Below are 25,906 nucleotides of genomic sequence, written 5' to 3'. Positions count from 1 at the left end.
TCCCGCAAGGGGGTGCGTTCCTTGCGGCGCTGCCCTGGAGCCCGTCTCTTGCCAGGATATTTGATGATGTCGCGTGCTTTTCATGGGCGGATGGCCTCGCTTCCCGCGCCGGTCAGGGCAGGATGCTCTTGACGTCCACGGGCTCGTCCTCGCCGATGTGCTCGCCCTTGGGCCGGCCGGCGGCCACGCCGGCGTGGGCGTAGAAATCGTAGTCCGGGTCCTTGCCGCCGTGGTCCACCAGAAGATCCTCCTTCTCGTACACGAAATCCTCGATGGCGTCCTTGCAGAAGGCGAATTCCGGCGTGAGCTGCAGGGCCAGGGTGGGGCAGGCCTCCTCGCACAGGCCGCAGTAAATGCAGCGGGCGAAGTTGATGCGAAACCAGGCCGCCCGCCGCCTCCCGTCCGGCCCTTCCTCGGACTGCATGGAGATGCAGTTGACCGGGCAGGCTCCGGAGCACAGGTAGCAGGCCACGCAGCGCTCCTTGCCGTCGGGCGAGCGGGTGAGGATGATGCGGCCGCGCGTGCGCGCCGGCATGGGCCGCTTGTATTCCGGGTACTGCTCGGTCACGGGCCTGCGGAACAGGTGCGTGAGCGTCGCGGCGTAGGAGCCGGCCAGTCCGGCCGCGCCGTCCAGAACCTCGCGCAAGAGGCCCGTCTTGTCTTTTTTTTCTTCCATGACGTTCCCTACCTGCCGGCCGCGAGCAGCGCCCCGGTGACGAGGATGTTGGCCAGCCCCAGCGGCACCAGGCACTTCCAGCCGAGGGCCATGAGCTGGTCGTAGCGCAGGCGCGGCAACGAGGCCCGGGTCCAGATGAGAAAGACCGGCACGGCCAGCACCTTGAGCCCGAACCAGACGATGGGCGGCAGCAACGGGCCATTCCAGCCGCCCAGGAAGAAGATGGCCGTGACGGAGCCGAGCAGGATCATGTTGACGTATTCGCCGACGAAGAAGAGCGCGAAGCGCATGCCGGAATATTCAGTGTGAAAGCCGGCCTGGAGCTCGTTTTCCGCCTCGGGCAGGTCGAAGGGGATGCGGTTGGTCTCGGCCAGGGCGCTGACCACGAAGATGGCGAAGGCCACGGGCTGGCTGAGCGCAAAGGGGAGCGTCGCCTGGGCGCTCACGATGTCCGTGAGGTTGAGCGACCGGGCCATCATGGCCACGGGCACCAGCGAAAGCCCCAGAGCCAGCTCGTAGCTGATCATCTGGGCCGCGCCGCGGATGCCGCCGAGCAGGCTGTACTTGTTGTCCGAGGTCCAGCCGCCGAGCGCCACGCCGTACACGGCCAGCGACGACAGGCCGAAGATGACCAGGAGCCCCACGTCGGTGTCGGCGATGACCTGGGCGATGGGCCGGTCGAACACGGCGAAGGTGGGGCCGAAGGGCACCACGGCGAAGGAGAAGAGGGCCGCGCCGGCCACGATGGCCGGGGCTATGAGAAAGATGCGCCGGTCCACGCCGTCCGCTACGATGTCTTCCTTGAGCAGCATCTTGAGTCCGTCGGCGATGGGCTGGAGCAGGCCGAAAAGCCCCACGCGGTTGGGGCCGTAGCGGACCTGGAAGCGCCCGAGGAGCTTGCGCTCGACGAGGATCATGTAGGCGGCCAGGCCGAAGACCACGGCCAGGACCACGGCCATGCGCGCCAGCATGACCAGGATGCCGCACAGGATGTCCGTCATGGTTGCCTCCGGCGCAGGGTCTCGGGGCCGATCGCGGCCGGCAGGCCGGCCCAGCCGGGCAGGCGCGGCACCACGGCCGCGCCCCGGGCCACGGCGGCGCTCACGGCGAGGGTCGCCTCGATCCGGCGGTCGCCCACGGTCACGGTCAGGGCTTCGCCGTCGGCAAGCCCCAGGCCGGCGGCGTCGTCCGGGTGCAGCCGCACCACGGACGCGGCCGGGGCCTGGGCGCGGGCCAGGGGGGCGTAGCGGCCGTAGGCGTCGGTTGCGAAAAGAGCGTCGTCGCGCACCACCACCAGCCCCTGTCCAGGAGGCGCGGAGGGCGGCGCGGGCGCTGTGGGCGCGGCCGGCAGACGCGTGGCGCGCGTGCCTTCGGGCGCTACGTCCTCCGGCCCGACGCCGGTGAAGGCGGCGAAGGAGAGCGCGGGCATGTCCAGGCCCATTTCCAGGGCCAGGACGGCGCACAGGGCGGCAGCGGGCAACGGGTCCGTGCCGGGGAGCTTGCGGGCGTAGTCCCGGGGCGGATGCCCGCCGCGGCCGTCGCGGGAGACGGGCTCGCCCGGCGGCGCGACCGGCGCGGCGTATTGCAGCCGCGCCTCGTTGTTGCAAAGCGTGCCGCCGGATTCGAAAAGCGTCTGGGTGGGCAGAAAGACCTTGGCCGCCGCGAAGGAGGGCGTGGGCAGGTGGTCCAGGACCACCAGGGTTTCGAGCCCGGGCAGCGCGGCGGCGAGGCGTGGCGACAGGGCGGCGGCGTCGGCCTCGGCAAGGACGAGCCCCTTCACCTCCCCGGCCTCGATGGCCCGGGCCAGGTCGTCGCAGGCCGGGGCGTCGGCGTCCGCGACCAGGGCCGCGCCGGCGGCGTTGGGGCCGCAAAGGACCGGGAAGAGGCCGAAACGGGCGTCGGCCGGCGCCTGGGCGGCCAGGGCCGGAGCGAAGACCAAGACCGGGTTGCCGGCTGCGGCGAAGGCCGGGGCCAGCCGCTCCAGGGCGGGCCAAAGCTCGGGCGAAAGGGGCAGCGCGCGCTGGATGGCGGCGGCGTCGGCCGCTTCGGCCCCGGTCAGGAGCGCGGCCGCACCCGGCAGTTTGTCCGGCGCAAGCGGCAGGTGAGTAAAGGGCAGGGGCAGGGTCGCGGGTCGGGGGTCGGCCACGGCCACGACCGCGCCGGCCCGGGCGGCCTGGCGCAGGGACAGCGCCAGCATGGGCGCGTCGTGAAGGGGCGAGACGCCGAGGCACAAGACGGCGTCGGCCTGGCCGATCTCGGCCAGGGACCGGGCGCGCCCGCCCGCCAGGGCGGCCAGGGCGGCAGCCACGGCCTGCTGCTCCGTCCGGTCGGCGAAAAAGGCCGGCCCCCGCCAGCCGCCGGCCCGGGCCAGGGCGGTCAGGGCCGTCTGCGTCTCCAGGCTGGACCGGGCCGAGCCGACCACGGCCACGGCTTCCGGGCCGAACGCCTCCACCACCCCGCCCAGGCGCGTCCCGGCCAGGGCCAGGGCCGTGCTCATGCTGGTCGGCACGCCGTCCGCCCGGGCCTGGCGGGGGCGTTCGGCGCTGGCGGCGTAGCCGAAGCTGTAGCGGCCCCGGTCGCAGATGAAATGGCCGTTGACGGCCGGGTTTTCCCGGGCCTCGACGCGCACGACCTCGCGGTAGCGCGAAAGGGCCACGGTGGCGCAACCCAGCGAGCAGTGCGGGCAGACGGACGGGGCGCGCTGGCAGTCCCAGCGCCGGGACTTGTACCGGCCCGGCTTATCGGTCAGCGTGCCCGTTGGGCAGATGTCGGCTAGGTTGCCGGAAAAGGGGCTTTCCAAGGGGCCGCTCGCGAAGCGGCCGAAATAGACCCGGTTGGCGTTCTGCATGGGGCCGAAGTCGAGATAGCCGCAATATTCCTGGTAGAACCGGGCGCAGCGGTAGCAGTGGATGCAGCGGTTCATCTCGTGCTGGATGAAAGGCCCCAGGTCCTGGTCCAGGTAGGTGCGCTTGCGGCCGGGAAACCGGCGCAGGGCATGTCCGCCGGAGATGGTCTCGTCCTGGAGCAGGCAATGGCCGCCTTCGTCGCACACCGGGCAGTCGTGGGGGTGGTTGGCCATGAGCAGCTCGACGACGCGCCGGCGGAAGGTCACGGCCTCGGGGTGGAACGTCTCGACCACCATGCCGTCGGCGGCCGGCACCATGCAGCTCATCTCCAGGCCCTTGACCGGCCCGTCCAGGAACATGACGGCGCACATGCGGCAGGCCCCGGCCGCGCCGAGCGCCGGATGCCAGCAGAAGCGGGGGATGACGATCCCGAGCGACTCGGCCGCCGCGATGACCGGCGTGCCCTTGGGCACGCGCACCGGCCGGCCGTCGATGATCAGATCGGGCATTGGTCCTCCGGGCAGGGGGTGGGGCCGAAGGTCGGGGGCCGCGTGCCGCAGGCCTTGCCGCGCATGGCCGGCGGCGGGTTGCCGAAGGGGCAGCGCTTCTGGCGCAGGTGCTCGCGCACTTCGGGCTCGAAATACTCGAACAGGCTCAGCAGCGGCTCGGCCGCGCCCGGGGCGAAGGCGCAGTAGGCCGAGCGCATGGCCTGGGCCATGTCCTTGATCATGCCGATGTGCTCCTCCTCGCCCTGTCCGCCCTCGATGAGGCGCAGCAGGTGGCGTACGTAGGGCAGGCCCTCGCGGCAGGGCGTGCACCAGCCGCAGGACTCCCGGGTGAAGAACTCCATCAGGTTGAGCGTGGCCCCGACCAGGCAGGTGTTCTGGTCGAAGACCATGATCGAGGCCGTGCCGAAGCGCTGCCCGGCCCGCTTCATGGGCTCGAAGTCCATTTCCAGGTCGAGGTACTTGTCGGGCATGAATGGTGTGGAGGCCCCGCCGGGGATGACGGCCTTGAGCACCCGGCCGGGCGGCATGCCGCCGGCGTGGTCCAGGATCTCGCGAAGCGGCGTGCCGATGGGCAGCTCGTAGCAGCCGGGCCTGGAGATGCGGCCGGACACGCTGAAGAGCTTGGTGCCCGAGCCCCCGGCCGAGCGGGCCAGGGACTTGAACCAGTCCGGGCCGTTTCGCACGATGCCGGGGAGGTTGGCCAGGGTCTCCAGGTTGTTGACGATGGTCGGGCAGTCCCACAACCCCTTGACGCTGGTGCGCGGGCCGCCTTTTCGCGGATTGGGACGCAGGCCCGAGATGGCCTTGATCTGCGCCGAGGCCTCGCCGCAGATGTAGCGGCCGGCGCTGCGGTGCACGTGGATGTCGAAGGAAAAGCCCGAGCCCAGGATGTTATCGCCGAGGAGCCCGTGGTCCCGGGCCACCTGCGACTGCTCCTCGATGAGCACGGCGTCGGATTCGTAGGAGGGCCGGATGAAGCATACGCCCTCGGTGGCCTGCACGGCGTAGGCGCACAGGATGATGCCCTCGATGACGAGGTGCGGGTCGGTGTTGACCAGGATGCGGTCCTTGAAGGTGCCGGGCTCCATCTCGTCGGTGTTGACCACCACGTAGCGCGGGCCGACGTAACCCGCAGGGATGCCCTGCCATTTCTTGCCGGCCGGAAAGCCCGCTCCGCCCCGGCCGCGCAGGTCGGCGTCGAGCACCAGTTGCAGCACCTCGGCCGGGGTGCGCTTGCCGACCGTGGCGATAAGCGCCTCGTAGCCGCCGCCGGCCCGGTATTCCTCGAAGGTGGCCGGCCGGCCCAGGTGGCGGTTTTTGAGAAGCACCAGGGGTGTTTCTACTTGCATCGTACCGGCTCCTCGGCGGACTGGCGCAGCTCGGCGAGCACCGCGTCGATGCGCTCGGCGGTCAGCCTGTCGTAAAAGCGGCCGTTTATGAGCATGCTCGGGGCGTTGTGGCAGTTGCCGATGCAGGCCGCCGGCAGCACGGTGAACATGCCGTCCTCCGTGGTGCCGCCCGGCGGCACGCCGAGCTTGCGGCACAGGTAGTCGAAGATGGAGTCCTGGTGGAACATCCAGCACACCACCGAGTCGCACACGTGGATGACGTAGCGTCCCACGGGGCGGCGGTAGAGGTAGTCGTAGAAGGTGGCCAGCGACTCGAGCTCGAGCGTCGTCATGTCGAGCGCCTTGCTCGCGTAGTGCATGGCCTCGTCGCAGAGATAGCCGTAGTGGCGCTGCAAGGCGTACATCACGTCCACGGCCGCTTCGCGCTTGTGGTGCTCCACGGCGGCGATGACGCCGTCGATTTCGGCCACGACGGCATCAGGCAGCGACATAGTGTGCCTCCGGCGGCCAGGGGCTCTGCCCCTGGACCCCGCCGGGGGGCATGATGCCCCCCGGCCCCCCTCGAAAGGGGAACAGGGGTAGAGTATGGAATTTTGCGTTCATCGGTCGATGTCCGGGAGGATGTAGTCGTAGGAGGCCAGCACGGCCACGAAATCGGCGATGCGAAGGCCCTTGGCGATGACCGGCAGGGCCTGGATGTTGGCAAACCCCGGCGTGCGCACGCGCAGCCGGTACGCGTGGCAGCCGCCGTCGGAGACCAGGAAGTAGCCCTGCTCGCCGCGCGGGGCTTCGGTGGCGGCGTAGGCCTGGCCGGCCGGGAGCCTGGGGCCGCGCGTCACGTTCACGAAATGGTGGATGAGGCTTTCGATGTCGCGAAGCGCCTCCTCTTTTTGCGGCAGGCTGTAGCGCACGTCCTCGGACAGGTAGCGCCCGCCGGGCATCCTGTTCGCCGCCTGCTCGACGATGCGCAGGCTCTGGCGCATCTCGTCCATGCGCACGAGGTAGCGGGCGAAGCAGTCGCCGCCTTCGCCGGTAGGCACCTCGAAGTCGAAGTCGGCGTAGGCCCCGTAGGGCATGGTCTTGCGCCGGTCCCAGGCCAGGCCGGCCGCGCGCAGGTTGGGGCCGGTCATACCCCAATCCACGGCCTCCGCGGCCGTGATGCCGCCCACGTCCAGGCAGCGCGCCTTGACGATGGGGTTTTTCGTCACCCCGGCATGGTATTCCTTGAGCCTTGCCGGGAAAATCCGGACAAAGGCATCCACCATGTCCTTCCAGCCCTCGGGCAGGTCGGCGGCCAGGCCGCCGATGCGAAACCATGACGGATGGAGCCGTCCGCCCGTTATCGTCTCGATGATGTCGAGCACCATCTCGCGCTCGCGAAGGGCGTAGAAGATGGGGCTCATCATGCCGAGGTCCTGAAGGAAGGTGCCGAAATACATCAGGTGGTTGGACAGGCGGAAGAGTTCCGAGAGCATGACCCGGGCGTAGGCGGCGCGCGGCGGCACGTCGATGCCGGCCAGCGTCTCCACGGCCGTGACGTAGGACAGGTTGTTGGCCACGCCCGAAAGGTAGTCCACCCGGTCGGTGTAGGGGATGAACTGGTGCCAGGTCTGGCGCTCGCCGATCTTTTCCACGCCCCGGTGGTGGTAGCCGATGTCCAGGCCCAGGGCGTTTATGCGTTCGCCGCGAAGCGAAAGCGCGTAGCGCAGGATGCCGTGGGTGGCGTAGTGGTGGGGGCCGAAGTTGAGGATGTAGTCCCCGGCGTCGGCCCCCGGCCCGAGGATCTCCCGGGCGTCCACGGGTTCGAGCCTGCGGGCGTCGGCCTCGGTGAAGGGCGGCATGTTCGTGGCCCGGCCCTCGTAGTCCTTGCGCAGGGGATGGCCCTCCCAGTCGCGGTGGGTAAGAAGCCGCCTGGGGTCCGGGTGACCGTCGAAGCGCAGGCCGAACATCTCGGTCGCTTCGCGTTCGTACCAGTTCGCCGACGGCCACACGCTTGTCGCCGTGGCGATGGAGGCGTCCCGCCCGGGCAGCGCGCAGCGCAGGCGCACCATGCCGGGCCTGGACAGCGAGGTCAGGGTGTAGACCACCGTGGCCTCGTGGCCGGGCGGGGCCCGCCGCGCCGTCTCGTCCATGGCCGTCAGGTCCTCCAGGCGCTCGAAGCGGGTGGGGGCCTTGCCCTTGAGGTGGGCCAGGACTTCTATGATGCGCGCCGGAGCCACGTCGTAGGTCGGCATGTCCTGGGCCGACGGGGCCAGGGCGGCGTCCTTCCCGAAGGCGGCCAGCAGGTCGGCGGCCACGGCCTCCTGGTCCGGCCGCAGGGAAATGGCCGGCGCGGGCGGGGTCCACATGCCCTCGGCGCGTGAGCCGAAAAAGCGCGGTTCCGTGGCGGCCGTGCCCCGGATGGGGATGCCGGCGTAGCCCGGGCCGCGCGTGTCGCGGCATTTGTTCACGCCGTCGATCAGGTGGTCGCGCCGGCCGCCTTCGCTGCCGCCCGGCAGGTGCAGCACGGGCCGGGTGGGCTTTTCCCCGGCGGAGATCTTTTTTTGCAGGAGCATGAGCCCCTCGAACACGGCCTCGGGCCGGGGCGGGCAACCCGGGATGTAGACGTCCACGGGCAAAATTTGATCCGAGCCCTGGACCACGGAATAGACGTCGTACATGCCGCCGGAATTGCTGCACGAACCCATGGAGATGACCCATTTGGGATCGGCCATCTGCTCGTAGAGCCGAAGGGCCACCGGGGCGACCTTTTTGAACATCGTGCCCGAGATGATGAGCACGTCGGCCTGGCGCGGCGAGCCGCGGAAGACCTCCGAGCCGAAGCGGGCGATGTCGTAGCGCGGCCCCCAGGCCGTGGCTTCCTCCACGAAGCAGCAGGACAGGCCGAAGAAAAAGGGCCACAGGCTGTTTTTGCGCGCCCAGTTGATGACGGCGTCGGCCGGGGCGAAGGCGGCGTCCAGGGCTCCGGTCACAGGCCCTCCTCCTCGTCCCAGTCCAGGCCGCCTTTCTTCCAGGCGTAGGCCAGGCCGAGTCCCAGCACCACGACGAACACGGCCAGGCGCAGGTAGCCGGGCAGGCCGAGTTCGGTCCAGGCCACGGCGTAGGCGATGATGTAGGCGGTTTCCACGTCGAAGATGAGGAAGAAGACGGCCATGAGGAAAAAGGGCACCGGATAGCGGAACCGGCCCTGACCTGTGGGCAGGATGCCGCATTCATAGGGGCGCTGCTTTTCCGGGGTGGGCCGGCGGCGCACCAGAAAGCCGGACAGAAAGAGGATCAAGGCCAAAATGGCCAGCACGACGCCGAAAAAGACCACGAAGCCGAGCGCGCCGGGTTCCCAGGGGGAAAACGGCGAGACGAGGGGGGTGAAGGCGTCCTGTGGCGGCATGTGACCTCGCGTGGCCCGGGTTATCCGTTTTCGCGCGAACGGATAAGGCCTATTGCAAACGATACTACCCGCAACGGATTTTTTTGCAACAGGTTGGCGTTGGCGCAGGCTGCGCGGCCGCCGGAAAATGCGCCGCGACGCCGCCGGGCGGGCCCGGGGCATCGGTCGCGGACGGTTGAGGACCAGGGAAGGCTCAGACGGCGGGTCGGTTGGCGGCGCGGGGGGCGGGAACGATGATGAGCGAAAGGCGGGGCGGCAGGCAGGTCTTGGCGGCGTGGGGCCGGGCGCAAGCCGGGCACAGGTAGTTCTGCTCCCGGTCGCAGCCGGCTTGCCGGGAGACCACCACCTCGAAGACCGCGCCGCAGGCGCAGGTCATGGTGGTTTTTTCCTGGCTGCACACGCGAGGGTCGATGTCGGTCATGGCGCACCTCTCTTTTTTCATTGGACCGTACCATGCGCCGATCCGGGCCGGGCTTGGCGGCGGCGCGGCGGCGGTTGCGTGACGTTTGCTTGATTTGTCGCGACGTTCACGCCCTTTGGGCGCGGAGCCCCCGTCAACGGCTTGGCCGCGCTTTTTCCGGAGAGGTCTGGCCACGCCCGAGCCTGAGCCGGCGGCCGGTCAGCCGGCGGTAGGCCCATTCCAGGCCAAAGCAAAAGGGGAAAAGCCCGAGCATGGTCCAGAAGGCCGGCTTGGAGTGCGTGAACATGTTGGCCCCGAGCACGGCCAAAAGGACCAGGCACAGGAGGATGGAGAGCCAGATGAGGACCGGCCTGCCCCCGGTCTCGGTCCGCAGCCGCAGGTGGGCGGCGGCCACGGCGGCGTAGATGAAAAGGAAGGCCCCGCTGCCCATCATGGCCACGCTCGAGAGGTCGAAGAAGAGCACAAAGACCAGCACCAGCCCGGAGGTGAGGAAAAGCCCTTCCGGGGCGCGCTTCCAGGCCATGCGGTCGAAAATGCCGGGCAGCTCGCCGTCCCGGGCGATCATGTAGCAGACGTTGGCCGCGCCGTAGAGCGTGGCGTTGAGCGCCGCGGCCGTGGCGAACAGCGCCCCCACGGCGATGCAGGTGAATCCCGCGCCGCCCATGAAGGTCCTGGCCGCCTGGGAGAGCGCGTAGTCGCTGGCCGCGTCGATGGCCGGCAGGGACAGGTGGCCGAGCACGGCCAGGGCCACGCCCAGATAGACGAGGCAGACGGCGGCCACGGAAATGTAGAGCGCCTTGGGCAGGATGCGGGCCGGGTCGGGCATGTCCCCGGCGGCGTTGGTCACCAGGCCGAAGCCTTCGTAGGCGATGAACAGCATGCCGCCGCCGAAGACGATGCCCGAGGGCGAGGCCCAGCCCGCGGAGGACAGGCCGCTCCAGTCGGCCGTGGCGCAGCCCCAGATGGAAAAGATCGCCAGCACCCCCAGGTTCACGGCCACGGTGAGCATCTCCGAGCGGCCGACGTAGGCCGCGCCGAGGACGTTGACCCCGGTGAAAAGCAGCACCGCGCCGGCGGCCACGGCCTTGGGCAGCCAGGGAAGGTGGGCCTGGGGGAAGAAGGTCGTCATGTAGCCGGCGAAGCCGGCGGCGTACATGGCCAGGGCGATGACGTAGCCGATCCACATGTAGATGTTGAGCCCGCCGCTGACCACGCCGTCGCCGATCCCCCGGACGAGGAATTCCACCGCGCCGCCCCTGGTGGGGTAGCGCGCCCCGAGCTTGGCGTAGTTGTACGAGGTGCCCAGGGCGACCAGCGCGCCGAGCAGAAACGACATCCACAGGGCCGAGCCGGCCACCTTGGCCGCCGTGCCGAAGATGGCGTACACGCCGCCGCCGACCATGCCGCCGATGCCGATGGCGACGGCGGAGAAAAGTCCGATCTGCTTGGGAGCCGCCTGGGCGGCCGGCGCTGCTTGGTTGCCCGTGACCATGATTCCCCCTGGGTGAAGCGATTATCGGTGTCGGATACCCCCTCGTCGTGTCGATCAGGGGACGAGGGCCCCGGGTCGGGGTGGACTGCGGAACAGGGCCAACAAGCGGTCGTTGACCGCCCCGCCGTCGCGCGTCGGCGGCAGGCGCCAGCCGAATCCCGTGGCCGCGATGCGTTCGCCCACGGCCCCGAGGTCGAAGCCCACGGCCCAAAGCCCGGCCCGCCAGGCCTCGGTCAGGGTGTAGCACCATGTCTCCGGCCACACCGACAAGAAAAGCGCCGCGTGGCAGTCGAGTTCGCGGATGACGTCCACGGCGTCCTCCTCGTGGTACCGCCCCGAAACGAAGGTCTTGCCCGTGGCGAAAAGCGGATAGTCGTCCCTGGTGTGGCCGGCCACGAGAAAACGCAGAGGCAGGCCGCGCCGGTTGGCGTCGCGGGCCATGGCGAGCAGCACGCCGTAGCCCTTGTGCTCGCCGATGGCTCCGACCACGGCCAGCTGGATCTCGGTCGCGCCGTCCCAGGGCAGGATCGCCGGCCGGGGCGGCGGGGCGAAAGGCGGCTCGGGATGGGGCACGACCTCCACCCGGGCGGCGGGAAAGCGCCGGGCGACGCGCCCGGCCGCGTCGGCGCTCGGGGCCGTGACGCGCGTCGCCGTGCCGAGCAGGCGCGCGGACTGGTCGAGGAGCGCCTCCACGGTCAGGTGCGGCATGTCCGTGCCGTTGACGTCGGCGCAGCGCTGGCAGGCGGCTGTGTCGGGCTCGCCGCAGCAACGTCCCGAGTCGTCGATGCAGTTGATGCTCGGACAAAACCAGCCGTAGTCGTGGATGCGCGCCTCGTGGGGCACGCCGCAAAGCCCGGGCAGGTCGAGCAGTTGCGGCGGCAGGTCCAGGAAATGGTGGAAGATGCAGCCCACGATGCCGAGGGCCTGCAAATCCGCCACGAGGAGCGGCAATTCGTGGGACAGGTCGTAGACGAGCTCGGCCGGAACCTCGGGGTGGTCCAGGCCAAGGCGCACCCGGGCGCCAGGAGCGTCAGGGGCGTCCCTGTCCGCCGGGACGAGGGTGGCCGGCAGGTAGTTGGCGGCGGTCAGTTCTTTCGCCTCGTCGGCCAGCCGCCTGGCCGTGCCGCCGTCCTTGGCGTGGCACAGGCGCACGACGAGGGGACCGGCGTCGGCGTGGCGCAGCCTCGCCACGTCCACGGCCCGGCGCAGGGGCGCGACCGGGTCCGCCCGGGTGAAGGCGGCCACGGCGGCCAGGTAGCCGGGATGACGCGCGGCCAGCACGGCCAGATTGCGGGCCAGGGCCGGGTCCTTGTCCTTGCCGAAGGAGGCCCCGCCGGCGTGCACGGCAAAGACGTCGCCGGCCAGCACGTGCCGCCAGCCGAGCCGGGCCGCGCGCAGGCAGAAGTCGTTCTCCTCGCCGTAGCCCGTGCCGAAGGCATCGGCGTCGAAAAGCCCCGTTTCCTCCAGGCAGGCTCCCCGGATGTACAGGCAAAAGCCCACGGCTGTGGGCAGATCCACGGCGCGCCCGGCGTTTTGCGCGGCGAACAGCGCGTCGAGGCCCGCCGCGTCGATGTCCGCCGGCAGGGGATTGTCGCGGTTGGGCAGCGGATAGGAGCAGATGGTGGCGTTGTTGGAAAAAGGCGTGGCCGTGCCGATGTCCGGGGCGGCGTGGACGGCGGCGGCCAGGCGGTCGAGCCAGCCGTCGAAGACCACGACGTCGCTGTTGACGAGGACCCGGTCATGGCCGGGGGACAGGGCCAGACCCCGGTTGGCCGTGGCCGGAAAGCCCAGGTTGCGGGCGTTTTCCAGGAGCAGGACGCGCCCGGAGGCGGCGAGCTTTCGCAGGGAGTCCGTCAGTTCCGGCTCGGGCGAGCGGTCGTTTACGACCACGACCCGGCAGGGCGCGCGGTTGGCCGCGGCCAGGATCGACTCCAGGCAGGCGCGGGTCAGGGCGTGGCCCTTGTAGACCGGCACGACGACGTCCACGGGCAGGTGGGCTGAGGTGGCGTCAGGCATGGGCGTCTCCCGGCGTCTCCGGTTCGCCGGGGGCGGCCTCGCACTCGCCGGCCAGGGCGGCCAGGGCGCTGCGGGCCAGGTCGAGCAGCGCGCCCCGGCAGGCCTCGGGCAGGGGCGGGGGCGCGTCCGGCGTGCGCCCGGCCTCCCGCAGCCAGGCGTTGAGGCGGGACAGGGCCGCCGCGGCCTCCCGGGGCTGGGGAACCGTCACGGGTGAGCCGGCCAGCGGTTCTCCCGTGTCCGCCGCCAGGATACGGACGCGGCGGCAAGGAAGGCCCGGCTCGTGGGGCCAGGCCACGGCGAAGGCGTGCCTGCCGTCGCCGAAGCCCCGGGCCAGCAGGTCGGCGTCGAAAGCGTCGGCCGTGGCGAAGACGGTTCCGGCCGGGTCGCCGTCCGGGACCAGGGCCAGGCGCAGGCGCGCCGTGGGCCGGGCCGGATCGTACAGGTGGCCGACGATGCGGCCGTCGGGAAGTGCCCGGACCGCGCCGCGCACCGGCCCCGGGGAAGGGGCGCGGGCCGTCGCCACGATTTGCGGGCTGCCGAGAAGCGCCCGGCCTGTGGCGGCCAGCACGGCTTCGACCGTCGTGCCGGGAGCCAGGGGTTTGCGCGGCGCGTAGCGGAAGGCGGCCAGCCCCGTCTCGGCCAGAAAAGACTGGTCGGCCGCGACCCGGACCAGGCGCTTGCCGTCGGCCAGCAGGTCCACTTGCCCCGGACCGGGGGCCACGACCCCGGCGATCTCGCCGCCGTCGGCGGAACGCAGCACGCCGAAGGAACCGTCCGGGGACAGGGCGGCCAGAAGCCGGGCGGCCATGGGGGCAAGCTCCGGCGAGGGGACCGGCGCGGCCAGGGCGGCCACGGCCACGTCCCGGACCGCTTGCGGCCGCCCCAGCCTTTCGGCCGCGGCAAAGAGGGCAGCCATGGCCAGGGGCTCGTTCGGGTCGAGGGTCAGGGTGTGGCGGGCCGTGGCCATGGCCGCCTCGTGGCGGCCGGCCTCGGTTTGGGTCATGGCGAAGAGGCTTTGGGCGCGCGGGCTTTTGGGAGCGAGCCTGGCGGCCCGGCCGGCCAGGCGCAGGGCCTCGGCCGCGTCGCCCCGGCGGCGGGCCAGATCGTGCAGCACCAGCAAGGCCGCCACGTGCAGGGCCGGTTCGCCCAGCACGGGAAGCGCCCGCTGCCGGGCTTGGTCCAGGTCCCCGGCGGCGGCCAGGGCCTTGGCCGCCGCCAGGGCGTGCAGGGCGGCCGGGGACGGCGGCGCGAGGGCCTGTTCAGGCTTGGGCATCGTGACCTCCGGCCAGGACCCGCCCGGCCAGGCGCAGATGCGCCGGCAGGCAGACCCGTTTCTTGTCGTAGCGCGCGAGCACCGTTTCCCGGGCGGCCCGGCGCACGTGCGCAAGGCCGTCCCGTGCTTCGAGCACCGAGGCGATGCGCGCGGCCAGGGCCTCGTGGTCGAAAAAGTCCGTGAGAAAGCCGTTTTCCCCGTCCGCCACCACCTCGCGCACGGGCGGCGTGTCCGAGCCGACCAGCAGACAGCCGGCGGCCATGGCCTCGAGGACGGACCAGGACAAGACGAAGGGGTAGGTCAGGTACACGTGGCAGGCCGAGATCTGGAGGACCTTGAGGAAGTCGGGATAGGGCAGGGTGTCGCGGAAGAACACCCGGTTCGGATCCACCGGGTGCTGGGCCTTGTAGCGCTTGGCGTAACTTTGGCCGAAAGGCGGCTTCATGCCGTAGCTTGCGCCCTCGCGTCCGACCACGAGCACGCGGCAGCGCGGGCGCAGCCGCAGCAGGTGGGGCAGGCAGCGCATGAACACGTGGAAGCCGCGATACGGTTCGAGGTCCCGGGCCATGTAGGTGACGACCTCGTCGCCGACGGCCAGCTCCCCGGGCAGGCCGTCGAGGCGCAGCCGGGCGGCAGGGTCGGGGCGCACGAGGTCGGTGTCCACGCCCTCGTGCACGACCTCGATGCGCTCCTGCCACGGGCGCGGGTAGTTCCCCCGTTGCCAGAAGGTGGGGGACACGCCCCGGTCGCAGGCGGCCAGGGCCAGCAGCCCCGCCGTGTTCTGCAGGGTGACGATGGGCCAGTGGTATTCCAGGAGCGGAAACTCCGGGTCGAAGGCGGCGTCGCCCTCCCGCGGAAGGTAGTAGTGCTCGCAGTAGGCGATGAGGCGGGCGCTCGGGAAAACGTCCTTGAGGAACAGCGCCTCGCCCCAGCCGGGATGGGCATAGACCAGGTCCGGGACGATCCCGGCCCGGCGCAGGGCCTTGGCCGCTTCCATGGCGGCCCGGCCGCGCCGGATCTGCTCCTCCACCTGGCGGGCGTACTGGTGCAGCCCCTGGGGCCGTTCGCCGAGGCCGCCGTAGGGCGCGTCCACGACGCCCGGGATGGGCGCTCCTTTGGCACCGTCCCGGATGGCGGCGACCCGCGTGCCGGGGCGGCGCAGGAAATGTTCGAGCAGCCCCCGGAATTGGCTGGGGAAGTCCTTGTGGACGAAAAGGACGGTCAGGTCCGGTTGCATGGGGGCTCGCTTCGGCTCCGGCCGTGCGGCGGCCGGGCGCGGCCGCCGCGACGCGGGGATCGTCCCCCACGGCGGCCGCGCCTTCCGCGGCGATGCCGGGCCTGGCCTGTCGGGCCGGCTAGGCCTTTTTGGGCGCGAACGTCACGCGCAGGGTCTCCAGGTGGTCGCCCTGGACCGGGGAGGCGAGGAATGCGCCGTTGGCCACGGGCCCGGCCGGCCCGCCCTGGATGAAGCTGCCCGAATAGACGATGTCGTAGCGCGCGGCGGCGTCGCCCGAGAGCCGGGCCGCGAAGCCGATCAGGGGCAGGCCCATGCCCCGGGTGCCGGTGAACTGGGGCGGGCAGGCCCAGGGCATCAGGCGTCCGTCGTGGCTCACCGCCGCGTATTCGATCTCGTGCAGGGCCACGCCCTCGGCGTAGAGGGCCACGGCCTCGAGGCGTTTCCTGGAACCCGGCACGCCGACGGTCTGTCCCGGTTCGAAGGCCACGTCGCCTTCCCGCTCGATATGCCCGGCCATGCGGATGCCGGGCGTCGGAGCGGCCGGGGCCACGGGAGCGGCCGGGGCGGACTGGGGCGCGAAGGGCCGCGGCGCGGCCGGGGCGAAGCCCGCAGTCGGCGCGGCGAAGCCGCCGGGAACCCCGGGGGCGGCAATGCCGAAAGGCTGCGGCTGGAATCCCGGGGAAGGCATTGGCGGCTGGGCCTGGGGAAAGGCAGCCCCGGGAGCGCCAAAGCCGCCTGCCGTCGGCGGCGTGAGGGAAAAGCCCTGGGCCGGCGGGGCGTAGGCCGACGCCTGGGGAAATGCGGCGGCCTGCGGGAAGCCTTGCGGCTGGGACATGCCCTGGGCCTGGGGGAACCCGGGGGCCTGGGGGAACCCGGCCGGCTTGGGAAAGCCCCGGGCCTGGGGTGCGGCGGCCGCCGGCCGGGCCATGGGGCCTGGGGCCTGGGGTTGCTGGGCCGCGTCTTCCTTGAGGCGCTCGATGTCCACGCGGATGCCCGTGGTGGGGTAGTCGTGGGGCCGGTAGGTCGTGAAAAGCAGCAAGCCGCCGGGAGCGGCCACGGTGAGCATGACCTGCTCGCCGCCGCGTTGCAGCCAGGCCGTGCCGGCCTCGGGCGCGTCGAGGCGCGCCGTCTGGCGGCAGCCGGGGAGCACGGTCACGAGCATGGCCGGAAAGGCCGTGTCGGCCACGGTCTTTTGCGGATGCTCCATGCCTCCCACGGCGATGCGGTACCGGCCGGGAGGAAAGGGGACGAGGGTGACCTCGCTGAGCAGGACCGTTTCCAACTTCGGACCTTGTGCGGACATATTCGGCTGCTGGGACTGCATGCTGCGCTCCTTGACGGGGAATTCACGGGCTTAGGGTTCGCGGACGGATTCGCCGAAAACGCGGATGAGCGGCCAGGTGACGTACGTGATGACCGTGCGGCTGCCGACCTTGACGTCGGCGGACAGGGTCATGCCGGGCACCAGCCTGAAATCCGGCGGGAGGTCGCGCATATGGTTCGTGCCGGTGATGCGCAGCCGCCCTTCGTAAAGAGATTTCCGTCCGGTCGCCGTCTCGATGTACTGGGCGTCCTCGGCGAGGGTCCGCAACGAGGCGTCGAGATAGCCGAACTTCTGGAAAGGAAAGGTGTCGAGCTTGATCTCTGCCGGATCGCCCTGGCGGACATAGCCGATGTCGCTCGGGTCGATGTACACGGCGGCTTCCAGAGGGGCGTTGAGGGGAACGAGGGTCATGAAGGCTTCGCCGCTCTTGATGACCGTGCCGGGGTTGTAGTTGGCGATATCCAGGACCACGGCGTCGCTCGGCGCGGTCAGGATGGACAGTTCCTGCAGGCGTTCCGCCTTGGCCAGGTCCTCGGTGACGGACTGGAGGTCCTTGATGCCGAGCGTCTTCTGGCTCGAGACGTCGTTGCGCCAGCCTTCGATGAACGCTTCCTTTTCGGACATCAGTTGGGTCAGATCGTGGCGTTTGGATTCCAGGGCGCCCTTGAGCTGTTCCATGGAGGCGTTGGTCTGGGCCAGGTGGTTTTCGGCCTCGAGCAGGGACAGGCGGGAATCCGAACCCTGTTCGTAGACCTTGACGCGCATGCCCACCAATTCCTTGGCAACGGACACCTGCTTGTCCATCTGGACGATCTGTCGCAGCAAGGCCTGGATGTCCTGGTGCATCTGCGAAATTTTGGCGTTGGACGTGCGCAGCTTGGCCGAGAACTCCTCCAGACGGCCGGCATAGAGCCTGCGTTGGGTTTCCGTGTCCTGGGCCGAGGCGCCGGGCGGCGGGGCGAAGGGCCTGCCGCCGAGTTCGCTTTCCAGCCTCGCCAGGAGCAGCAGGTCGTAGACCTTGGACTTTTGCAGCCGGGCGGCGTCGGCCGTGGTGAAGGTGGGGTCCAGGTGGGCGAGCACGTCGCCCTGGCGCACGGTGGCGCCGAGACGCACGTCGATGCTGCGGATGATGGCGTCGTTGAGCGGAGCCACGACGATGTTCTTCCCCGAGGAGACGATCTTGCCGCCGGCGGGAATGACCTTGTCGATTTGGGCGAAACAGGCCCAGATCAAGAGTATGCCGAACAGGCACAGGATGCTGTGCAACGTGAGCCGGGCGGCAGGGGGCAGGGGCGTGAGTTCGAGTTCATCGGCGTCGGGCTGGAATTCCAACGCTTCCTTGGACAGCGCTGGTTTGTTGTTTTTAGGCTGGTACTTCTGCAGCATACGGTTCCATTGGGCGCCGAGGGCGACAACCCTTGAGGGCGGGCCGCTTCGCTGCGGGCGCAGGGGAGAATCTCCGGGCGCCTGCGGCGAGGTTCACATGGCGGCCTGGTTTTGCAGCACCCCCATCAGATGCCTGTTCTGCTTGTACCAAAGGTCTGCGTAGATGGGGCAGGTGCGCAGCAGTTCGTCATGGGGAGCGTTGCCGATCAGCTTGCCTTTCTCCAGCACGATGATCGAGTGGCACATGGTGAGCATGGACAGACGGTGGCTGACGATGAGCATGGTGCGGCCCTGGGCGATGGCCGTGAGGTTGGCCTGGATGATGGCTTCGGATTCGGCGTCCAGGGCGCTGGTGGCCTCGTCGAGGATGAGGATGGGCGGCTGGGTGATCAGGGCCCGGGCGATGGACAGGCGCTGGCGCTGGCCGCCGGACAGGTTCGAGCCGCCCTCGAAGAGCCGGGTGTCGTAGCCCTGGGGGAGCAGTTGGATGAACTCGTCGGCGCCGGCCATGCGGGCGGCGAAGACGATTTCCTCGAAGGTGGCCGTGGGCTTGGTGACGGCGATGTTGTCGCGGATGGAGCCTTCGAACAGGAAGCTCTCCTGAAGCACCACGCCGATGGAACGGCGCAGGTGGGCCAGATCGTAGTCGCGCATGTCCAGGCCGTCGATGGTGATGCGGCCCTCCTGCAGGGGGTACAGGCCCTGGATGAGCCGGGTGAGCGTGGACTTGCCGGAGCCGGATCGGCCCACGATGCCGACCACCGAGCCGGCGGGGAAATGCATGGAAATGTCGGAAAGGGCCGGCGGCGCGTTCTGGGCGTAGCGGAAGGTGACGGATTCGATGCCGACGCTGCCGCTTACGGGGGATACCAGGCCGCGGTTGCTGTGGGCGTGCTCCACGGGACGGTTGAGAATGGTGCCGAGCAGGCCGACGGAGACGGCGACTTCCTGATACTCGTGGAGGATGCCGATGATGTTGACCAGGGGCGCGGTGATCATGTTGCCCAGCATGACGAAGGCGATCAGGGCGCCGGGCGTCAGCTCCTGATCGACGGCCAGATAGCAGCCGTACCAGATGATGCAGACCCGCATGAGGGCCTGGAGGAGTTCGCTGATGAAGTTGACTTTAAGGGAGAGGTTCCTGATGGAATGATGTCGGGAAATGGTGTTGGCGGAATCCGATTCCGTCTTCCTGTAACGCAGCGGCTCCAGAGCCAGGGATTTGACGGTGCCGATGCCCCGCAGCGTTTCAACGATGTACTTGTTTTTGACGGCCTCGTACTCCTGGAGGCGATACATCTTGTAACGGAAGACGCGCATGGTGCCGAGCATGAGCAGGATGATGGCGGTGACGAAGGCCAGAACGACGAAGCTCAATTTCCAGGAGTAGAAAAAAAGTATCGGCAAGACAAAAGCGATAAGGCTCAAGTCGAAAAATGTCGTCAGCAGCTTGCCCGTCATGAATTCGCGGATGCGTTCCTTCTGGAAGAGGTAGCGCAGGATGAGGCCGATGGGGATGAAGTCGAAAAAGTCGATGGGGAGCCGGAGAATGTGGCTGTGGAGGACCTTGTCCAGGCGCAGGTCGATCTTGTTCGTGGCGTAGAGCGTGATATAGTTTTTCAGGTATTTGAGTATGTTTTCAAAGACGCTGACGATGATGATGGCGATGGACAGGACGATCAGCGTGGACATGGCCCGGTGGTACACGGCCTTGTCGAACATCAGTTGGAGGTAGATCGGAAAGGTGATGGCCAGCAGGTTGACGCTTATGGTGGCCAGGGCGACGTCACGGAACAGTTTCTTGTGCCGCAGCATCTCCGGGATGAACCAATCCAGGCCGAAAGGCTTTTGCGCGTCGGATATCTTGTAGACTTTCTTGAACAGAAAGCATTGGCCGTCCCATATCAGCTCGAAATCGGCCTGGCGCAGAAAAATGAATTCGAGGCTGCCCTTGCTGGGATCGACGATGGCGACCTCGCCCGATTCCTCCGAGCCTCGCACGCCGGAAACGATGATGTATTTCCCGTCGCGCAACTTGACGATGAACGGAAAAACGTTGCCGATGTAGAAGAGCTTCTTCCAGGTGAGGTTGTTGCTTTTGCTTTTGAACCCCAGGTCCTTGGCCATGCGCAAAAGCAGGAGGGGCTCCAGCTCCCGGTCATGGATATTGTATTTGTGCGAGAGGGATTCAACCGTCAAGTCGATATGATGATGCCGCGCCAGAAGAAGGAAACAAAACAGGCCAGAGTTGCTTCGAAGCTGATCGCTCGTCATGTCCTACCGTTTCCTCGACGCAAGCAAAAAAGATCGCTTGTATAGGAATGGAAATATTTTTTTAGTTTACCTGCAGCCATTTAGCATGCCAAATACGGACAGCTTGTGTCAATGTGTCTTTTGCGCTGCACCCGGCGACAGAAGGGAGGGCTTGCCCGATGCGACTTGCCCGGGCGTCGCGTTGGACGTAACAGTCAGGAGGTGCGAAGCGCTCCGGCGGGGCCGGCGCAACAGATCTCCCCATCGGGAGGCGGGATATGTCCGAGAAAAAAATGTCCGAGAACATCAATCTGGTTTTTACGGAAAAGCCCGCCGCCCCCGAGCGGCGGGAGCCCGCTCCCCTGCCGCGCAAAGACGTGGGGCCGTCGAGCCTTGTCGGCCGGGTGGGCGACAACATGTCCTTTCACGAACAGCGCATCGATTTCCGCAACCAGCTCACACGGCTTTGGGGCTGGGCGTGGAAGGATCTCGCCAACGTGTTTCTCGGGATCCTACGGCTGTTTTCGTTCCGGGAAAAATAGCGGGCCACTGGCCGTCGCGGGATCAGCGGCACAGCGCAAGCAGACGTTCCCGGTAGGCCCGTCCCACGACCAGGGGATGGTGCCGTCCGGCCACGAGGTCGCGCCCGGCCTGCGCCCGGCGCGCCGCCAGTTCCGGCTCCCCGAAGACGCGGCGCATGCTCCGGGCCAGGGCCTCCGGGTCCGGCTCGGCCCAGACCAGCCCCTGACCGAAGGGATATTCGTCCGGTCCGATCGCCGCGAGGCGGTAAGGCAGGGGGAAGCCCGTTGCCGGCGTGAGAAAATCCGCGTTGCCCGAATATCCCGTGCCCACCACCGGTTTGCCGAGCAGCATGGCCTCGGCCAGGGTGCGGCCGAAGCCCTCGGCCCGGTGGGGCGAGACGTAGGCGTCGCAGGCCGCGAAAAGCCCCAGCACGTCGCCCCGGTCCATGGTGCCGTGCAGGAAGAGGACGCGTGCGTCGCACGCGGCGGTCTCGGCCAGGGCTCCCCAGCGCGCGTCTCCCTCCCTGGCGTTCATGGTCTTGAGCACGAGGGCCGCGGGTTCCGTTCCCTTGGGAAAGGCCGCCTGGAAGGCCCGGATGGCGGCCATGGGGTTCTTGCGGGCCAGGTAGGAGTTGCAGTCGAAGGTGTACAGGAAGAGGAACCGGTCCCGGGGCAGGCCGAAGTATTCCCTGGGCCGGGGCGTCAGGCGGTCCACCGACACGGCCATGGGCAAAAGGCGTACCGGGATGGGCGCGGTCCTTTGGAAGGCGTCGCGGGTATAGGCGCTCGACACCCACAGTTCGTCCACCAGTTCGTAGGCTCCGGCCATGGCTTCGGGCCAGGCCGGCAGCTCCCAGGGCCAGTAGCCCACGTTCCTGCGCCCGGAAAAGAGGGCTTCCCCGCGCTCCAGCCATAACCGGGCCGTGTCCAGGCCGGTCAGGCAGAAGATGTTGACCGGGTAGGGCGCGTCCTCGGCCAGGCAGGCGTCGAGGAAGTCGTCCTGCTCCCGGGTGTTGGAGCCCACGGGGATGTTGACCACGGCGAAGGGCGTCTCGGCCTGGGACAGGGCCAGGGCGCACATGCGCGAATCCTCGCCGATGCCGAGCTCGCCCCGGGCGTAGCCGATGACGTTGGCGCCGAAGGCATGGATCGGCGGCGGCGGGCACGGGCGGCGGGGCTTCGCCGGCGGATCGAGCAGGGCCTTGGCCAGTCGGGGGACCAGGCCGCTCTCCTCGAGCCAGGCGGCCAGCGCCGCCGCTCCGGCCGGGGTGGTCGGGTCGAGGCGCGCGCGTTTCTCCTCGTCGGCCTGCCAGGCGAAAAGCGCCATGGCCGTCAATGGGCCGTGGCCGGGCAGGGGCGAGAACAGGCTTGGCGCGGACAGCCAGGCGGCGTAGCCCCGGTGTCCCATTTCCGCCGCGCCGTGGATCCAGTACCAGGCGAGCAGCGAGGCCGGGCCGCCGTCGCGGTCGACGGCGATGGCCGCGCGCACGTCGGCGCGGTTCTCCCAGGTCAGCCGGACGAGCCGGGGCAGGGGCAGGCCGGCCGGGGCCAGGGGCGGGGTCACGGGTTCGAGGAGCCAGGCCCGCTCCCGGGCGTCGAGCAGGTCGAACATGGACAGCTCCGGCACGACGCAGGCGTAGTGCCAGGCGGCCATGGCCCGCCTTCCCTGGGGGGTGCCCAGGTCGTAGGCGGCGGCTTCGTCCGGCCGCAGGCGGCGCACGAAGTCCATGAGCCGGGTGACGCTCGCGTCGCCGGGACCCGTGGAGGGAATGAGGACTTCGCCGGCCGCGGCCGCGTCCTCGGGTCGGGGAGCGCTGGCCACGGCGGGAAACTCCCGCGCGGCCGAGCACAGCCACCAGAGCCGGAAATCCAGGCGGGCCTCGGGATCGTCGATGTCGCGGCCGGCGCGCAGGTCCTCGCGCAGGCCCCAGGCCAGCAGCATGTCCCGGGACAAGGGCGCGGCATCCGGTCCGGGGAAAGCGGCGAAAACGTCCATGTCCCCGGGGTGTAGGCAAGTCCCGTGGCGCTGGCAAGGTCGGCGGCCGAGCCGCCGAAGCGTCACGCAATCGTCACGGCATCGTCTGGCCGGCGCGCCCAAGGAGCGGGCCGGTCGTGCTAGTACGGGGCGCTTGCGCGACGGGCTTTGGCCCGATACAGGCAGTGCAGCAAGGGTGCCTATGCAGTTTTCGCCGTGCCTCAACGAGATTGCCGTACGTGATGGCGCGATCGCCAAGGCCGGGTCCGGACCCGGCCTGCTGCGGGGCGCCCATCGGGACCGGGTCGCGGACCATGTCGCCGGGGGCGGCGCCCTGGGCGTGGTCATGCTCGAGATCCACGATTTCTCCCTGCTGCGCCGGCTCTTCCGCCCGGAGGTTGCCCTGGCCGTGGCCGACGCCATGGCCGTGGCCGTGGAGCAGGCCGTGGCCAGGCGGCTGGCCGCCCATGCCGTGGCCTTGGCCGAGGTGGTGGAGCCGGGAAGGGTACTGGTCCTGGTCGGGGGCTGGGACGAGGACGCCGACGCCCTGGACCGGGTGGCCGCCGTCCTGCGGCTGGAGGTCCGGGGCGGGCTTCGCGAGGAGGCCCTGCGGCTGACCGGGCAGGCCCTGGAGATCCGCGGCGGCGCGGCCGCGGTCATCGTGGGCGACCCCATCGCCCTGGACATGGCCCTGGCCGCCGCCCTGTCCGAGGCGGCCCGGCTCGCCGCCGGCGGCGAGGGCGGCAGCGCCCCGGCCATTCGCGAATTCCGCGAGATACTGGAGCTCGGCCGGGTCCGGGCCGTGTACCAGCCCATCGTCAACCTGCGCGGCGGCGACGTGTTCGCCTGGGAGGCCCTGGCCCGGGGGCCGCTTAAAAGCCCCCTCGAATCCCCGGCCATGCTCTTCGACGTGGCCGAGGAGGCCGGCGCGGTCTTCGCCCTGGAAAAGCTCTGCCGCGAGGCGGCCATCAAGGGCTTCTCCCGGCGCGGGCAGGGGGCGCGGCTTTTCTGCAACGTCCATCCCCGCACCCTGCTCGACCCGCAGTTCACCCCCGGCGAGACCCGGCGGCTGCTCGACAAATACGGCATGGAGCCGCGCGACGTGGTGCTGGAGATCACCGAGCGCCACAGCGTCAAGGACTTCAACCTCTTCCACCGCACCCTGGCCCACTACCGCGACGCCGGCTACGGCGTGGCCGTGGACGACGTGGGCACCGGCTATTCCGGGCTCTTCTCCATCGCCGAGATCAAGCCGGACTTCATGAAGATCGACATGTCCCTGGTGCGGGGCGTGGACGCCAACCCGGTCAAGCGGGCGCTGCTCGAGACGATGCTCACCTTTTCCGACAAGATCGGCTGCCGCATCGTGGCCGAGGGCATCGAGACCGAGGCGGAGCTGGCCTGCTGCATCCGCCTGGGCGTGCACTTCGGACAGGGCTACTTCCTGGGCCGGCCCGAGTGCCCGGCCGTGCCGCCGCGCGAGGAGGTGCGCCTCACCATCATCCGCTGCGCCAGCCAGGTCGCCGACGGCTTCAAGTGCTCCTCGCCCATCAACGACCTGGCCGAGCGCACCCACCAGATTCCGCCCTACGCCAGCGTGGGCGAGGTCAAGCAGTTCTTCGACGGCAACGAATCGGTCCACGCCGTGGCCGTGGTCCGCGAGGGACGGCCCGAAGGGCTCATCATGAGCCACCACCTCGACCGGGTGCTGAGCACCCCCTACGGCCTGGCCCTGTACCTGCGCCGCGACGTCACCCGCATCATGGACCCCTCGCCCCTGGCCGTGGAGTGGGACACGCCCGTGGAGGTGGCGGCCCAGGCGGCCATGGCACGCGACCGGGAAAAGCTCTACGACCCCATCCTCGTCACCTGCCGGGGCAGGCTCGCCGGCATGGTCTCCGTGCGGCGCATCCTGGACGCCCTGGCCTGCGTGCAGGTGGAAATGGCCAAGGGGGCCAACCCGCTCACGGGCCTTCCCGGCAACGTGGCCATCGAGCGCGAGATCGCCCGGCGCGCCGAGGCCGGCCGGCCCACCTCCTTCGTCTACGCCGACCTCGACAACTTCAAGGTCTTCAACGACGTCTACGGCTTCCAGGACGGCGACAAGGCCATCCTCATGACCGCCCGCATCCTGGGCGAGGCCCTGGCCGCCCAAGGCGCGCCCGACGACTTCCTGGGCCACGTCGGCGGCGACGACTTCGTCATCCTGTGCGACGCCGCCTCGGTGGAGCCCGTGTGCCGGGCGGCCCTGGCCGCCTTCGCCGCCGCCTCGCCGGCCCTGTTCACGGCCGAGGACCGGGAACGCGGCTACATCGAGGGCCAGGGCCGCGACGGCCGCGTGGGCCGGTTTCCGCTGCTCACCGTGTCCATGGGCGTCATCGACTGCGCCTTCGCCGTGCCCGTGACCATGGACGAGCTGGGTCTGCGGGCGGCGGCCGTCAAGAAATACGCCAAGTCCAACCCCGGCAACACCTTCGTGCGCGACCGCCGCGCCCCCCTGGGCCTGCCCGAAATCGGCGGCGGCGACGCCTTTTGCGCCGGCGGGACGCCCGGCGCAGCCTGAGGCGCCGAGCCGCCGAGCCGTCCGCCGCCTTGCGCCCGGACCTTGCCTTTGACCGCGATTGCGGTCAAAGTAGCGCGGTTTTCCAAACGGGGCAATCCGCCATGACGCCGCAACCCATGATCGAAATCCGTGGCCTGACCAAGGCCTTCGCCGGCCAGCCGGTGCTCCGGGGCGTCGACATGACCGTTCCCGAGGGCATGGTCACGGCCGTGATCGGCAAGTCCGGCGAGGGCAAGAGCGTGCTGCTCAAGCACATCATCGGGCTGCTTAAGCCCGACGCCGGCGACATCCTGGTCGGCGGCCGGTCCCTGGCCGGGGTGCCCTCGGCCGAGCGCCGGGCCTTTCGCCGCCGCTGCAGCTACATGTTCCAGAACATGGCCCTGTTCGACTCCATGACCGTGTTCGACAACATCGCCCTGCCGCTTCGCGAGACCGCCAGGCTGTCCGAGGCCGAGACGGCCCGGCGCGTCGGGGCCCTGGCCGAGCGGCTGGAGCTGTCCGGCATCCTGGGGAAGTTCCCGTCCCTGATTTCCGGGGGCATGCAGAAGCGGGCGGCCCTGGCCCGGGCGCTCGTCACCGAACCCGGGCTCGTGCTCTTCGACGAGCCCACCACCGGGCTCGACCCCATCCGCAAGTCCGCCGTGCTCTCGCTCATCGACCAGTCCCGAAAGCGCTTC

At 69.6% G+C, this 25,906-nt stretch carries 19 protein-coding genes; 3 read left to right on the top strand and 16 right to left on the bottom strand.

Translation table 11 applies throughout. The annotated features are described in order from the left end of the window. Positions 1-112: 112 nt before the first annotated feature. From nuoI to Q1K70_RS08865, 15 genes are all read right to left on the bottom strand, one after another. On the bottom strand, positions 113-676 hold the full coding sequence (gene nuoI / locus Q1K70_RS08935) for an NADH-quinone oxidoreductase subunit NuoI (protein ID WP_300158002.1): 564 nt from the start codon (positions 674-676) through the stop codon (positions 113-115). 8 nt (positions 677-684) lie between these two features. Then, positions 685-1,677 carry an NADH-quinone oxidoreductase subunit NuoH gene (gene nuoH, locus Q1K70_RS08930; RefSeq protein WP_300158000.1) on the bottom strand — a complete coding sequence of 331 codons (993 nt, stop codon included), beginning with the start codon at positions 1,675-1,677 and terminating at the stop codon, positions 685-687. Then, positions 1,674-4,031, bottom strand: a complete 2,358-nt coding sequence (locus Q1K70_RS08925) for a 2Fe-2S iron-sulfur cluster-binding protein (protein WP_300157998.1) — start codon at positions 4,029-4,031, stop codon at positions 1,674-1,676. Before Q1K70_RS08925 ends, nuoH begins: the two co-directional genes overlap by 4 nt. Then, a complete protein-coding gene (locus Q1K70_RS08920) occupies positions 4,019-5,380 on the bottom strand; it encodes an NADH-ubiquinone oxidoreductase-F iron-sulfur binding region domain-containing protein (protein WP_300157996.1) in 1,362 nt (453 codons plus the stop codon). Before Q1K70_RS08920 ends, Q1K70_RS08925 begins: the two co-directional genes overlap by 13 nt. After that, positions 5,371-5,871 carry an NADH-quinone oxidoreductase subunit NuoE gene (nuoE, locus tag Q1K70_RS08915; protein ID WP_300157994.1) on the bottom strand — a complete coding sequence of 167 codons (501 nt, stop codon included), beginning with the start codon at positions 5,869-5,871 and terminating at the stop codon, positions 5,371-5,373. Before nuoE ends, Q1K70_RS08920 begins: the two co-directional genes overlap by 10 nt. A 108-nt stretch (positions 5,872-5,979) precedes the next feature. Continuing rightward, entirely contained in the window at positions 5,980-8,352 is a 2,373-nt protein-coding gene (locus Q1K70_RS08910) for an NADH-quinone oxidoreductase subunit B/C/D (RefSeq protein WP_300157992.1), read from the bottom strand. Then, positions 8,349-8,768: an NADH-quinone oxidoreductase subunit A gene (locus Q1K70_RS08905; RefSeq protein ID WP_300157990.1), complete on the bottom strand. Its 420-nt coding sequence runs from the start codon at positions 8,766-8,768 to the stop codon at positions 8,349-8,351. The genes Q1K70_RS08910 and Q1K70_RS08905 overlap by 4 nt, the downstream gene beginning before the upstream one ends. 193 nt (positions 8,769-8,961) lie before the next feature. After that, complete coding sequence (locus tag Q1K70_RS08900; protein ID WP_300157988.1) at positions 8,962-9,189, bottom strand: hypothetical protein; 228 nt, start codon at positions 9,187-9,189, stop codon at positions 8,962-8,964. Positions 9,190-9,322: 133 nt separating this feature from the next. Beyond that, the gene (locus Q1K70_RS08895) at positions 9,323-10,681 is read right to left on the bottom strand and encodes an APC family permease (protein ID WP_300157986.1); all 1,359 of its coding nucleotides are present in this window, start codon (positions 10,679-10,681) and stop codon (positions 9,323-9,325) included. 54 nt (positions 10,682-10,735) lie between these two features. After that, the gene (locus Q1K70_RS08890) at positions 10,736-12,697 is read right to left on the bottom strand and encodes a glycosyltransferase (RefSeq protein ID WP_300157984.1); all 1,962 of its coding nucleotides are present in this window, start codon (positions 12,695-12,697) and stop codon (positions 10,736-10,738) included. After that, positions 12,690-13,970 (bottom strand): hypothetical protein, encoded by a 1,281-nt coding sequence (locus Q1K70_RS08885; RefSeq protein WP_300157982.1) that lies wholly within the window; start codon positions 13,968-13,970, stop codon positions 12,690-12,692. The genes Q1K70_RS08890 and Q1K70_RS08885 overlap by 8 nt, the downstream gene beginning before the upstream one ends. Continuing rightward, a complete protein-coding gene (locus tag Q1K70_RS08880) occupies positions 13,957-15,207 on the bottom strand; it encodes a glycosyltransferase (RefSeq protein ID WP_300157980.1) in 1,251 nt (416 codons plus the stop codon). The genes Q1K70_RS08885 and Q1K70_RS08880 overlap by 14 nt, the downstream gene beginning before the upstream one ends. 118 nt (positions 15,208-15,325) lie before the next feature. Next, positions 15,326-16,510 carry a hypothetical protein gene (locus Q1K70_RS08875; RefSeq protein ID WP_300157978.1) on the bottom strand — a complete coding sequence of 395 codons (1,185 nt, stop codon included), beginning with the start codon at positions 16,508-16,510 and terminating at the stop codon, positions 15,326-15,328. 51 nt (positions 16,511-16,561) lie between these two features. Continuing rightward, entirely contained in the window at positions 16,562-17,917 is a 1,356-nt protein-coding gene (locus tag Q1K70_RS08870; protein WP_300157976.1) for an HlyD family type I secretion periplasmic adaptor subunit, read from the bottom strand. A 93-nt stretch (positions 17,918-18,010) separates the two neighbouring features. Continuing rightward, positions 18,011-20,191, bottom strand: a complete 2,181-nt coding sequence (locus Q1K70_RS08865) for a peptidase domain-containing ABC transporter (RefSeq protein ID WP_300157974.1) — start codon at positions 20,189-20,191, stop codon at positions 18,011-18,013. A gap of 257 nt (positions 20,192-20,448) precedes the next feature. On the opposite strand from Q1K70_RS08865, the gene Q1K70_RS08860 reads away from it, so the two are divergent. After that, positions 20,449-20,712: a hypothetical protein gene (locus Q1K70_RS08860; RefSeq protein WP_300157972.1), complete on the top strand. Its 264-nt coding sequence runs from the start codon at positions 20,449-20,451 to the stop codon at positions 20,710-20,712. Between the two features lie 22 nt (positions 20,713-20,734). Here Q1K70_RS08860 and Q1K70_RS08855 read toward each other — a convergent pair whose 3' ends face one another. Beyond that, complete coding sequence (locus tag Q1K70_RS08855; protein WP_300157970.1) at positions 20,735-22,687, bottom strand: glycosyltransferase family 4 protein; 1,953 nt, start codon at positions 22,685-22,687, stop codon at positions 20,735-20,737. A gap of 181 nt (positions 22,688-22,868) precedes the next feature. Here Q1K70_RS08855 and Q1K70_RS08850 point away from each other — a divergent pair, with 181 nt between their 5' ends. Together Q1K70_RS08850 and Q1K70_RS08845 are read left to right on the top strand one after the other, a co-directional pair. After that, the gene (locus Q1K70_RS08850; RefSeq protein WP_300157968.1) at positions 22,869-25,229 is read left to right on the top strand and encodes a GGDEF domain-containing protein; all 2,361 of its coding nucleotides are present in this window, start codon (positions 22,869-22,871) and stop codon (positions 25,227-25,229) included. 101 nt (positions 25,230-25,330) lie between these two features. Continuing rightward, positions 25,331-25,906: ATP-binding cassette domain-containing protein (locus Q1K70_RS08845; RefSeq protein WP_300157966.1), on the top strand; the 576-nt coding region annotated here is incomplete at its 3' end.

This window comes from Solidesulfovibrio sp. (assembly GCF_029978005.1).
GTDB lineage: Bacteria > Desulfobacterota > Desulfovibrionia > Desulfovibrionales > Desulfovibrionaceae > Solidesulfovibrio.
Note: the sequence above shows the minus strand (reverse complement) of the source record. Positions and strands in the feature narration are given on the sequence as shown.

Coding starts and splice junctions, on each gene's coding strand:
- Q1K70_RS08890 (WP_300157984.1), bottom strand. CDS start 12,697: ATGCCTGACGCCACCTCAGCCCACCTGCCCGTGGACGTCGTCGTGCCG.
- nuoE (WP_300157994.1), bottom strand. CDS start 5,871: ATGTCGCTGCCTGATGCCGTCGTGGCCGAAATCGACGGCGTCATCGCC.
- Q1K70_RS08855 (WP_300157970.1), bottom strand. CDS start 22,687: ATGGACGTTTTCGCCGCTTTCCCCGGACCGGATGCCGCGCCCTTGTCC.
- Q1K70_RS08880 (WP_300157980.1), bottom strand. CDS start 15,207: ATGCAACCGGACCTGACCGTCCTTTTCGTCCACAAGGACTTCCCCAGC.
- Q1K70_RS08850 (WP_300157968.1), top strand. CDS start 22,869: ATGCAGTTTTCGCCGTGCCTCAACGAGATTGCCGTACGTGATGGCGCG.
- Q1K70_RS08865 (WP_300157974.1), bottom strand. CDS start 20,191: ATGACGAGCGATCAGCTTCGAAGCAACTCTGGCCTGTTTTGTTTCCTT.
- Q1K70_RS08870 (WP_300157976.1), bottom strand. CDS start 17,917: ATGCTGCAGAAGTACCAGCCTAAAAACAACAAACCAGCGCTGTCCAAG.
- Q1K70_RS08875 (WP_300157978.1), bottom strand. CDS start 16,510: ATGTCCGCACAAGGTCCGAAGTTGGAAACGGTCCTGCTCAGCGAGGTC.
- Q1K70_RS08905 (WP_300157990.1), bottom strand. CDS start 8,768: ATGCCGCCACAGGACGCCTTCACCCCCCTCGTCTCGCCGTTTTCCCCC.
- nuoI (WP_300158002.1), bottom strand. CDS start 676: ATGGAAGAAAAAAAAGACAAGACGGGCCTCTTGCGCGAGGTTCTGGAC.
- Q1K70_RS08925 (WP_300157998.1), bottom strand. CDS start 4,031: ATGCCCGATCTGATCATCGACGGCCGGCCGGTGCGCGTGCCCAAGGGC.
- Q1K70_RS08920 (WP_300157996.1), bottom strand. CDS start 5,380: ATGCAAGTAGAAACACCCCTGGTGCTTCTCAAAAACCGCCACCTGGGC.
- nuoH (WP_300158000.1), bottom strand. CDS start 1,677: ATGACGGACATCCTGTGCGGCATCCTGGTCATGCTGGCGCGCATGGCC.
- Q1K70_RS08885 (WP_300157982.1), bottom strand. CDS start 13,970: ATGCCCAAGCCTGAACAGGCCCTCGCGCCGCCGTCCCCGGCCGCCCTG.
- Q1K70_RS08895 (WP_300157986.1), bottom strand. CDS start 10,681: ATGGTCACGGGCAACCAAGCAGCGCCGGCCGCCCAGGCGGCTCCCAAG.
- Q1K70_RS08860 (WP_300157972.1), top strand. CDS start 20,449: ATGTCCGAGAAAAAAATGTCCGAGAACATCAATCTGGTTTTTACGGAA.
- Q1K70_RS08900 (WP_300157988.1), bottom strand. CDS start 9,189: ATGACCGACATCGACCCTCGCGTGTGCAGCCAGGAAAAAACCACCATG.